At 63.8% G+C, this 9,768-nt stretch carries 10 protein-coding genes; 5 read left to right on the top strand and 5 right to left on the bottom strand.

Annotation, left to right across the window (positions count from 1 at the left end):
* The 5 genes from NKH12_RS28840 to NKH12_RS28820 form a co-directional block, all read right to left on the bottom strand.
* Positions 1-616: formylmethanofuran dehydrogenase subunit C (locus NKH12_RS28840; RefSeq protein ID WP_352956237.1), on the bottom strand; the 616-nt coding region annotated here is incomplete at its 3' end.
* Entirely contained in the window at positions 613-1,521 is a 909-nt protein-coding gene (gene fhcD, locus NKH12_RS28835; protein ID WP_352956236.1) for a formylmethanofuran--tetrahydromethanopterin N-formyltransferase, read from the bottom strand. The genes fhcD and NKH12_RS28840, both read right to left, overlap by 4 nt.
* Positions 1,509-3,140, bottom strand: a complete 1,632-nt coding sequence (locus tag NKH12_RS28830; RefSeq protein WP_352956235.1) for a formylmethanofuran dehydrogenase subunit A — start codon at positions 3,138-3,140, stop codon at positions 1,509-1,511. Before NKH12_RS28830 ends, fhcD begins: the two co-directional genes overlap by 13 nt.
* On the bottom strand, positions 3,134-4,240 hold the full coding sequence (locus NKH12_RS28825) for a tungsten formylmethanofuran dehydrogenase (protein WP_352956234.1): 1,107 nt from the start codon (positions 4,238-4,240) through the stop codon (positions 3,134-3,136). The genes NKH12_RS28830 and NKH12_RS28825 overlap by 7 nt, the downstream gene beginning before the upstream one ends.
* Before the next feature lie 118 nt (positions 4,241-4,358).
* Positions 4,359-4,739, bottom strand: a complete 381-nt coding sequence (locus NKH12_RS28820; protein WP_352956233.1) for a 4a-hydroxytetrahydrobiopterin dehydratase — start codon at positions 4,737-4,739, stop codon at positions 4,359-4,361.
* A 159-nt stretch (positions 4,740-4,898) separates the two neighbouring features.
* Between NKH12_RS28820 and NKH12_RS28815 the strand changes: the two genes are divergently transcribed.
* The 5 genes from NKH12_RS28815 to NKH12_RS28795 form a co-directional block, all read left to right on the top strand.
* Positions 4,899-5,867, top strand: coding sequence for a beta-ribofuranosylaminobenzene 5'-phosphate synthase family protein (locus tag NKH12_RS28815; RefSeq protein ID WP_352956232.1), 969 nt, complete (start codon positions 4,899-4,901; stop codon positions 5,865-5,867).
* Positions 5,868-5,906: 39 nt separating this feature from the next.
* Positions 5,907-6,800 carry an NAD(P)-dependent methylenetetrahydromethanopterin dehydrogenase gene (locus tag NKH12_RS28810; RefSeq protein ID WP_352956231.1) on the top strand — a complete coding sequence of 298 codons (894 nt, stop codon included), beginning with the start codon at positions 5,907-5,909 and terminating at the stop codon, positions 6,798-6,800.
* Positions 6,778-7,926 carry an ATP-grasp domain-containing protein gene (locus tag NKH12_RS28805; RefSeq protein WP_352956230.1) on the top strand — a complete coding sequence of 383 codons (1,149 nt, stop codon included), beginning with the start codon at positions 6,778-6,780 and terminating at the stop codon, positions 7,924-7,926. The genes NKH12_RS28810 and NKH12_RS28805 overlap by 23 nt, the downstream gene beginning before the upstream one ends.
* Entirely contained in the window at positions 7,923-8,879 is a 957-nt protein-coding gene (mch, locus tag NKH12_RS28800; RefSeq protein WP_352956229.1) for a methenyltetrahydromethanopterin cyclohydrolase, read from the top strand. The genes NKH12_RS28805 and mch overlap by 4 nt, the downstream gene beginning before the upstream one ends.
* Before the next feature lie 86 nt (positions 8,880-8,965).
* Positions 8,966-9,768: ATP-grasp domain-containing protein (locus NKH12_RS28795; RefSeq protein ID WP_352956228.1), on the top strand; the 803-nt coding region annotated here is incomplete at its 3' end.

Below are 9,768 nucleotides of genomic sequence, written 5' to 3'. Positions count from 1 at the left end.
GCAGGATCGAACCGCGACGCATCAGATAGCCGGGCATCTCGCCGGTGCCGCCGGCCACCACCAGCGTGCCGGCGATCATGCGGCTGCCGGCATTGTCGCCTGAGCCTTTCAGCACCGCGATCAGGCCGCGCCGCATGCGGTCGGCGGCAAAAGCGCCCGCTTTGCCCCTGACGATCAGCACGCCGCCATTCATGCCGGCCAGTTCTCCGGCGAGCGGCGCCCCAAGGTGATCACCGGCGTTGCCTGTTATTTCAAGCCTGCCGCCGCGCATGCCGGAGCCGGCATGCGGACCCGCATTGCCTTCGACCGTGAGCTTGCCGCCGCGCACGGCACGCCCGGCCTGGGCGCCGGCATTACCGACGACACGAACCGAACCGCCCCGCATGCCTTCCGCCACGCGGTCGAGGCGCGTGCTTCCACCTTCGAACACGATGTCCAGCGGATCGTTGCCGGCGACGCGAAAGATATCGCCGACCTTCGATCCATGCTTCGACATGCCGATCTGGATTTTTTCGATATCGCGCCTTTCCATCCCGGCAAGCCGCTCCGGCGTCAGCGGCGACAGGTCAAGGCGCTCGGGCGGCTCTGCGACAAGGGTGAAGGTCAGCGCTTTCACGGCAGCATATCCTTCAGCGAATAGATGAACTTGCCGAGCTTGCCGCCGTAATTGCCGGCGCTTATGCGAACTGCGCCTCGCTTCGGCCCAAGCTCGATGACGGTCTTGATGCCGGCCTTCATCGCGGCGGCAACGGCATCGTTGGTCTCGCCATCGATGACGATTTCCAGGACGGCGTTGATGTCGGAACCGAGCTCACTCCTGACGACACCGCGCAGTGTCGGCGCGTAGGCTTCGTTGGCCGAGGCGATCATGCCCTTGTATTTGCCACCGATCTTGGAACCCGAACGGGCGATGCCGCCCGGAAACGGCACAATCGCGCCGGGCACCAGGCCTATCGCGGCAACCGCGGCCTCTGCGGCAACCAAGGCCTTGGCGCTGCTTTCAGCCATGACGAAGAAATTTCCGCCGCCGACGGCACCCTTCGTCAGCCCGGTCGTCGCTTCGCACAGGAATTCGCCGTCCATGACTGGAACGCGCCAAAAATGCCTGCCGCCGATTTTCTTGGAGATCTGCCAGCCATCGCCGAAATAACGCAGCGCCGAACCGAGCTTCAACTCGGCGCTGCCCTCCAGTCCAGCGAAGCAGGCGGAACCCGGCGAGGTCAAAACACACTGGCCGACGCGATTGAGCAGTTGTTTCTGCAGCTCGTCTGTTCCCATCGCAAAGATCATCACGCGGCAGCCGGGCCGGCCATCCGGTGTGGCCGATGGCGGCAGTTCGACATCGATTGCCGCTTCGCAGCCGCAGCCGATCACCGAGGTGGCAAAGCCGATCATGGTGATCGCCGCCTGGCGCGCCCATTTCCGGTTCGGCGCGGTGATGATGATGGCGGTCGCGCGCATGCCGAAGGCCTCGGCAAACGTATCGTCGATCACTATGCCATTTACGCTCACGTTCGGCATGCCACCTCGCCGAATGGCTGTTCTCGCGCTATCGCGGAATCCGGGAAATTGAACCAGTCCAGCGACAGGCCATAGCGGTGCTGGTGATAGTCCTCCAGACGCCGCACCATCGCCTTGTCCGGCGACGGATTGAGCCTGAGCGCCTTGCCCCAGCGGTAGTGGGTGATCTCCCCATCCTGCACGACGAGATCGCCATCCTTGAAGACATACGCCGCCTGCCCCAGCATTTTCGCGATGTTCCCGTCCCTGCGGTAGACAGCGATGTCGGCTATGGCGCCGGCGCCGAGATGGCCTCGATCCGTCAGCCCGAGCAGCTTGGCTGGGGCGGCGCGCGTCATGATGGCAATTTCCTCGAACGTGTATTCGCGGTCGATTGCGGCCAGGGTGGAGAGCGCCATGGCGGATTTTGGAAGCCCGGCAATCATTTCGGTGCGTGCTTCCCGGCTCATCAGCAGCTCGAACAGAGCCGGATAGGCGGTAAAGGGTGCGCCGTTGGGATGATCGGTGGTGAAGAAGACACGCCAGGGATCATCGATCAGGAGAAAAAGCTCGAGCCCGATCGCCCACTGCATGGTGCCATAGAAATCCTTGCCATAGCTGTAGGGCACGATGCCGCCGCCGTTGCCGTCGCCGTCATGAATGACGGATTTCTTCGGGTGCGCACTGCCACGCGCCGAAAACTGCCGCATGACGTCGGAGGAGACAGTGACCGTTTGGCCGAACATCACCTGGCCGATGTCGATGGTGACCTCCGGCGTCGCGTTGACCAGTTCGGCAAGACGCGCCGCGGCCGAGGAAAACCTGCGCTTCCCTTCCGTGCCATAGCCGTAGAACTGGAGATGGGCGAGGTGCAGCGGCACCCCTTCCGCCGCCGCGATCGTCGAAGCCGCCGTATCCGCCGATCCGGGACTGCCCAGATTGTTGCAATGGACATGCAGAGGATGCGGGACGCCAAGGCTGTCGACGGCCGCCTGTAGCGTCTTGACGATCTTGCGCGAGCTTACGCCATAGGAAGGCACCACATCGTCCAGCGAGAAGGTGCGGACGTTTTCCTTGAAGGCGGCCGCTGCACCGGCGTTGATCACCTTGACCCCAAGCGCCCGCGTCGAGGCGACCGTCCAGGCGACATAGTCCTCGATCATTTGAGACGAAGCGTCGTCGCGGATCATTGACAGCAGGAAATCGTCGTTGCCGAGAATGGCGAGCGTCGCCTTGTCGATGATCGGGATGTCGGCCAGTTCGAGATGGGTGTGAAGTGCCGCTCCCGGCGACATCGCCGGCTCGACGACGGTAGTAAAACCCATCTTGGCGTAGAGACAGCCGGTCTGGAAGGTCGACCAGCCGGCGTTGGAGAGCGGCGTCGTCGCCGGCCGCGCCTGATGCGCGGCATGCTGCTCGGGCAAGAGCAGCCGTGCCGTATTCACGTTGCCGCCGCCGATGTGGGAATGGACGTCGATGGCGCCCGCCATGACGATGCAGCCGGCGGCGTCGATGGTCCGGTCGGCAGCGCCCCCCGCCGGCGCGGCAACGATCTTGTCGTCCCTGATCCAGAGGTCGCCCTTGCCGAGACGGCCGTTGACGGGATCGATGATATCGCCGCCCGCGATTTTCGTCAGCATGGCAACGCGGCCTCGGCGGAGACATGACTGGCGACCAGTCGGATGACAGTCGCAGCGGAGGGCAGTTCGGACGCCGCTCGCGCATCGATCGACCGCAGCGAACCGGTGCGGCTGGAATAGACCACCGCCTCGTGATCGACGCCCGCTTCGCCAATGGCGATGGTGACCGCAGCGCCCGCAACCGGCTCCTGCGTTTTCGCCAGCGCAATCAGCGCCATGCGGTTCTTTTTCTTCTGCGGCTGGACAATTGAGGAAGATATCCGCAGGTGCAGGTCGGCTTCGCCGGCAGCGATCATGCGCGCGACATCGTAACGCCAGGGATCGAATTCCGGAAAGCCGCGCGCAAAGCCGGTGCGCAGCGGAAAACCCGTCATCCAGGTCGAGGCGAGCGCGCTACCCCATCCATTTTCGCTTGCCGGCAGATGAAGGCCGGATGCGCGTGATTTGCGGTTGAGATCAGTGATCAGTCCTTGCAGCATCTCAAGCGCCAGCCCTTCGGTTGCGTCGCCTGAAAACAGGAAGACGGGAAAATGCGCAGCCTCCAGGGCTTTGGTGAAATCGTCGAAATTCGACACCGGCTGCGATGTCCGGCGCCCCTTCCACTGCGCCCTCAGAGCCGCCAGCGTCGCGCCGAGGCTTGCCTCGCCGCAGGACAGGAGCGTCGCCGTCCGCCTGTTGTTCAACGGCGGCCCAGACGCCCCGTTCGACCCGACCAGAAAGATCTCGCGTTGATTCTTGCCTAAGAGATCGGGGGCCGAGAGATCGGGAACCGTGGCTGAGAGTTCGCCGACAAATTCATGATGGATTTGCGGGAGTTCGCCGACAATCACCACGACATCGGCGCGCCGGCGCGTCTCGCCGGGCGCCACGGTCATCGCGCCTCTGTCGGTGAAAAGCGCTGTCTCCCGGGAAAGTGCGGCACCATCGGCATGATCGTATGCCGCGCCAACCCGCTCAGCCAGCGCGATCGCCGCCCTGGTGCCGTGTATATCCGTATCCAAGCTGAAAACCGGGCACCGGCTCGACCCCAACAGCGCGGCGGCATGTGCGGCCGCGCGCTCGACCAGCGTTTCCCGGTTGCCGATCCAAGCAACCGCCATTCACTACGCTACTTTCTGGTGCCGGCTTGATCCTAGACGAAACTGGATTGGCCGTGAACCCCGCCTGTCAGCAGATTAGCGAATGTTTTCTTACGCCATCAACAAATTCCGACCGCGCTTAATCATATTTGATGTAAGCGAAGCGCTGATCGGTCGGCGGAGTGCCTTCCAGCGCGCCGCCTTCCTTGGCCGGCTGCCACTGGACGACATCCTCGATCTTTTTGGCCAGCTCGAAGTCTTTGTCGGTGATGCCCTTCGCTGCGTGGTTCATCAGCCGCACCTCGACCCAGGCATAGGACGCCGTGATGTCGGGATGGTGCCACGCCGCCTCGGCGAGATGGCCGACCGTGTTGATGACCATCAGTGTCGATTTCCAGCTGTGGGTCTTGTATTTGCGCCGGATCCAGCCGTTCTCGTAGCGCCATTTCGGCAGCTCCTTCTCGAGCCGAGCGGCAATCTCGGCTTCCGAATAGACCTTTTCCTTAGCTGTCTCGTTCATCTCGACCTCCGCGAATTACCCGGTCTGTCTTCGCGCCCGGGCCAAAACAGATAAAACGAATGCATTCTCTCCGGCTTGCCCCTTCGACGAAAACAGCTATCATGGCGATGGGCACCTAAACTTCCATGATGCGTCTATGATGCACCCATCGGGGGGTAGATGTCGAATTCTGTTACCATACGAGTGCCCGCCCGCCTGCATCTTGGCTTCCTCGATCTCAGCGGCGATACCGGACGTCGCTTTGGGAGCGTCGGGCTTCCATTGGGCGAACGCGAAACCGTCGTCACCCTGTCGCGATCCAGCGAAACCGTCGTCGAAGGCCCGGAGAGCCGCCGCGCCGGCGAGCATTTGTCGACGCTCTGCAGCCATCTTGGCATTCGCGGCCAGCACCGTCTGGTGGTCGAACAGTCGATCCCGAGCCATGCCGGCCTGGGTTCTGGCACGCAGATCGCCCTTGCCGTCGCCTCGGCGCTGCGCACGCTCCACAACCTGCCTCTCGATATCGGGGGCGACGCGACCCTGCTCGAGCGCGGCGGCCGATCCGGCATCGGCATCGCCAGTTTCGAACGCGGTGGCGTCATTGTCGACGCAGGCAAGGACGACAGCGGCAGGCCGCCGCCGGTCGTGGCGCGATTGCCGTTTCCGGAAGAGTGGCGCGTCATCCTGATCCTTGACCGTGGCGGGCATGGACTGCATGGCGATGCCGAAATCGCGGCGTTTCGTTCGCTGCCGCCCTTTCCGACGTCCGGGAGCGGAGAAATCTGCCGTCGAGTGCTGATGGGCATTATGCCGGCTTTGATCGAGCACGACCTTCCAGCCTTCGGCGCCGCCGTCTCCGCGATCCAGATGCTGATCGGCACCCACTTCGCCCCGGCGCAAGGTGGCGTGTTCACCTCAAAGCGGGTCGAGAGGGTGGCCCACGCTCTCAATGCAGCAGGCGCCGTCGGCATCGGCCAGAGCTCGTGGGGACCAACAGGGTTTGCCTTCGCCCCCTCGCAAGACGCCGCGGTCAGCTTCGTCAGCGCGGTTCAGAAGACGGTTGAAAACGCCATTGAGATCAAGATCGTCAAGGGCAGGAATTCCGGCGCGAAGATCAGTTCGACCAAACTTGATCTCGTCGGCAGCTGACAACTCGACAACGCGATCACATAAGCAGAAAGGCGAGAAATGGCCCGCAAACATATCCTGCACATGCTGACGCCGTTAAAGCATATGAGCCCTTTCGACGTGAACATGGCGCTCGATGCAGGTTTCGACGCCGTCGTCCCCTATGTCGATGTAAGCCTCGGCGAGGTGACAGGCCTCGTACAGGACGCGATCTTTTCGCGCCCGCCCGATGCAGGCGTCGACACCGGCATCTTCATCGCCGGCAAGGATGCCTCGCTGGCGCTCGACATGTTCGACGCAGCGCGAAAGGCGATGGTGCCGCCTTTCCAGGTTTCGGTATTCGCCGATCCGGCCGGCTCGTTCACCACGGCCGCGGCGATGGTGGCCAAGGTCGAAAAAGCGCTCGAGAAGAAATTCGAGCGCGGGCTGAGGGACACGAGGATCGCTGTTTTCGGCGCCACCGGCGTCGTCGGCTTCTGCACGGCCGTCATTGCGGCCAGGGAAGGCGCCCGGGTCACGCTTGTCGGTCACGACGGCATCGAAAGGGTCGAGCAGATCGCGGCCGAGATCAAAAGCCGATTCAAGATCGCCGTAGATGCGGCTGACGGATCGAGCGACGCCCGCAAGACGAAGCTGGTCGAGGCGAGCGAGGTGATCCTGGCTTGCGCCAAGGCCGGTGTCCAGGTGGTCTCGAAAGCCCAGTTGAAAGGCGATGGTCTGCTTATCGCCGCCGACGTCAATGCGGTCCCGCCGGCCGGCATCGAAGGCGTGGCCGTCAATGCCAATGGCGATCCGCTCGAAGCGGCAAAAGCTGTCGGCATTGGTCCGCTTGCCATCGGCAACGTGAAATACAAGGTCGAATTCGGCCTCTTCAAAAGAATGATCGAAGCCGAAAAAACCATCACGCTCGATTTCCAGGAAGCATTTTCCCTTGCACGCGAAATCGCCAAATAACGCCGGATCTCTCCTGATCGCGGCGATTTCAGGCCGGGCGCTGGCTGCCGCTGCGCGCCGCGCCGGCTATCGTCCGCTGGTCGCCGATTTCTTTTGCGACACCGACCCGGTCGCGCTCGCCGAGCGCGCGACGATGCTTCCGGGCGACCTGCAAGCCGGCATCGACGGCGAGCGCATCGTCGAGACGCTTCGGCAACTGGCTGGAGACGACTGGCCGGTCGCCATCGTCCTGGGCTCGGGCTTCGAGCGGATGACGCAGACCGTCGACGAGGTCGCGCGTCATTTTCCCCTCGCCGGCAATAGTGGCGCCGCGATCCGCAGGATCAAGGACCCGCAAGTGCTGGCCGCCGATTGCGCCGAACTCGGTATCCCGCATCCGGAATTCCGATGGGACCGGCCGCCCGATCCGGAGAACTGGGTGGTCAAGACCGCGGGCGGTGCCGGCGGCACGCATATCAGACGGGCCGCCGGAGAAACCCCGATACTACAGTGTCAGGCCCCTGGCGGCCGCTATTTCCAGCGTTTCGTTCCCGGCCGCAGCATCTCGGCTCTGTTCGTCGGCGACGGCCAAAGCGCTGATATCGTCGGTTTCAGCCAACAATGGGCGTCCCCCGCCCCTGCCGCGCCCTACCGCTATGGCGGCGCCGTGCGGTTGCGACGCTTCGATCGCAGGCAGGCGGCGATGATCCGCGGCTGGCTTTCAGGTCTGGCGCGCCGCGCCGGCCTGGTCGGATTGTGCAGCGCCGATCTCATTCGCGGACCGAATGGCTACAAGCTCATCGAGATCAACCCGAGGCCAGGCGCCACGCTCGACATTTTCGACGATGCCGACGCACCACTGATCGAAGCGCATTTGCGTGCCGCGGCGGGCAAGGCTTACCGCCTGCCGCACTTCGTCGATTCGATGGCATCGATGGTGACCTACGCCGCGGCGCCGATCGCCCGGTTCCCATCGATTGCCTGGCCTGAATGGACTGCGGACCATCAGTCGCCCGGCACCCGTCTGATCGCTGGCGATCCTGTCTGCACCATCTTCGCGCGCGGTCCGAGCGCCGATTTGACCAGGCGGCTCATCAAGGGACAAGCCAGCCGATTGCAACACCAATGGGAAGGAGACCGGACATGAAAGACGGTTCGGCATTCCTGAACGACAATGCCCAGCGCATCATCGACGGCATGATCGGCAACGCCGAACGCCTGCGTATCGCCGTTTCCAGGGGGCCATTGGGCGAGTGCCTGATCGATGCCGGCGCCAAGGCCACCGGCGGCGTCGAGGCTGGGCTGCGCATGGCGGAGGCCGCGATGGGCGGTCTCGGCAGCATTTCAGTCTTCATGGACCGCGCGTCGGAGAAATGGCCGCTCACCGTCGAAGTGCGGTCTTCGCAGCCGGTGCTTGCCTGCCTGGGCAGCCAGTATGCCGGCTGGAACCTGTCGAGCCAGGATTATTTCGCCATGGGATCGGGACCGGCGCGGGCGCTCGCCCGTGTCGAACCGCTGTTCGAAGCGCTTTCCTATCGCGATACGGCGTCATCCGCCGTGCTTATCCTGGAGACCGCCGAACCGCCCCCCCAAGCGATCGTCGAGAAGGTCGGCAAGGCAACCGGATTGCCAACCGAAAAGCTCACCTTCCTCTATGCGCCAACACAGAGCCTTGCGGGCAGCGTGCAGATCGTTGCGCGCGCGCTCGAAGTCGCCTTGCACAAGAGCAACGATCTCAAATTTCCGCTGGACAATATCGTCGACGGCATCGGCACGGCGCCTATCCCCGCCCCTCATCCGGATTTCCTGACCGCAATGGGCAGAACCAACGACGCCATCATCTATGGCGGCAGCGTCCAGCTCTTCGTAAAAGGCTCGGCGAAAGACGCCAGTGAGCTCGCGGAGCGACTGCCGAGCCGCGCCTCGCGGGACCACGGCCACCCGTTCGCCGAGGTCTTCAAACGGTTCAAGGGTGATTTCTATGCCATCGACCCGCTGCTGTTCAGCCCGGCCGAAGTGATCGTCACGGCGATCGAGACCGGCGACACGTTTCGCGCCGGCGAGCGCGATCTGCGGATGCTCGAACGGAGCCTCGGTTAGACCATGGCGGTGCAATGGATTCGTCTGTCATCCGACCGCCGGGCCGCTCGCTCGCGCTGTCGGTATACCGGTATCCGAGGCCTAACATGATCCCCCGCATCCTGATCGTCAGCGATGTCTCGGACACCCGCTCCAAGGGCTTGGCGGCAAGGCTGGACAGGCGGGGCGCCGTTGTCGCAACCGTGCCGCTGGCGGCGATCGCGTTCGACACCGGCAGCCCGAGCGGACTGTCGATCGCCGGCTTCGACGGCGCGCTGCCCGACGCCGTACTGGTCCGTTCGATCGCCGCCGGATCGTTCGAAGCGGTCACCCGCCGCCTCGGCGTGCTGCACGCATTCGCCAAACTCTCCGTACCGGTGTGGAATTCCGCACCGGCGATAGAACGCTGCGTCGACAAGTCGATGACGACCTTCCTCCTGAAGAATGCCGGCCTGCCGACGCCGCCGACATTCGCGGTCGAGGGACGTGCCATGGCCGAAGCGATCGCCGAACGCGAACTGCCGTTCATGCCGCTGGTGCTGAAGCCGCTTTTCGGCGCGCAGGGCCGCGGCATCAGGCTGATCGAAACACTATCCGATCTCCCCGCCGAAGAAGAGGTGAACGGCGTCTACTATCTCCAGCACTACGTGCCGCGTCCTGGCCCTCCTTTCCGCGATTTTCGCGTTTTCGTCTGCGCCGGCGAAGTCCTGGCGATGATGAGCCGGCGTAGCGACGACTGGATCACCAACATCAATCGCGGGGCGGTGCCCGAGCAAGTCTCGGGGCATGGCGAAACCGAACTGGCGGCGCTGGCAAGAGCCGCCGCCGCCGCTATGTCAGCGGATTTCGCCGGCGTCGATATCGTGCCGGCGGCCGACGGCACCCTGTTCGTTCTGGAGGTCATCAGCAT

Source organism: Mesorhizobium sp. M1322, assembly GCF_040318085.1.
In the GTDB taxonomy this organism is placed as follows: domain Bacteria; phylum Pseudomonadota; class Alphaproteobacteria; order Rhizobiales; family Rhizobiaceae; genus Mesorhizobium.
The sequence above is the reverse complement of the archived record's forward strand: the minus strand, read 5'-3'. Positions and strand labels throughout refer to the sequence as shown.

Excerpts from the sequence above, each read along its gene's own strand:
- fhcD (WP_352956236.1), bottom strand. The coding sequence starts at position 1,521 with ATGCCGAACGTGAGCGTAAATGGCATAGTGATCGACGATACGTTTGCC.
- NKH12_RS28830 (WP_352956235.1), bottom strand. The coding sequence starts at position 3,140 with ATGCTGACGAAAATCGCGGGCGGCGATATCATCGATCCCGTCAACGGC.
- NKH12_RS28825 (WP_352956234.1), bottom strand. The coding sequence starts at position 4,240 with ATGGCGGTTGCTTGGATCGGCAACCGGGAAACGCTGGTCGAGCGCGCG.
- NKH12_RS28820 (WP_352956233.1), bottom strand. The coding sequence starts at position 4,739 with ATGAACGAGACAGCTAAGGAAAAGGTCTATTCGGAAGCCGAGATTGCC.
- NKH12_RS28815 (WP_352956232.1), top strand. The coding sequence starts at position 4,899 with ATGTCGAATTCTGTTACCATACGAGTGCCCGCCCGCCTGCATCTTGGC.
- NKH12_RS28810 (WP_352956231.1), top strand. The coding sequence starts at position 5,907 with ATGGCCCGCAAACATATCCTGCACATGCTGACGCCGTTAAAGCATATG.
- mch (WP_352956229.1), top strand. The coding sequence starts at position 7,923 with ATGAAAGACGGTTCGGCATTCCTGAACGACAATGCCCAGCGCATCATC.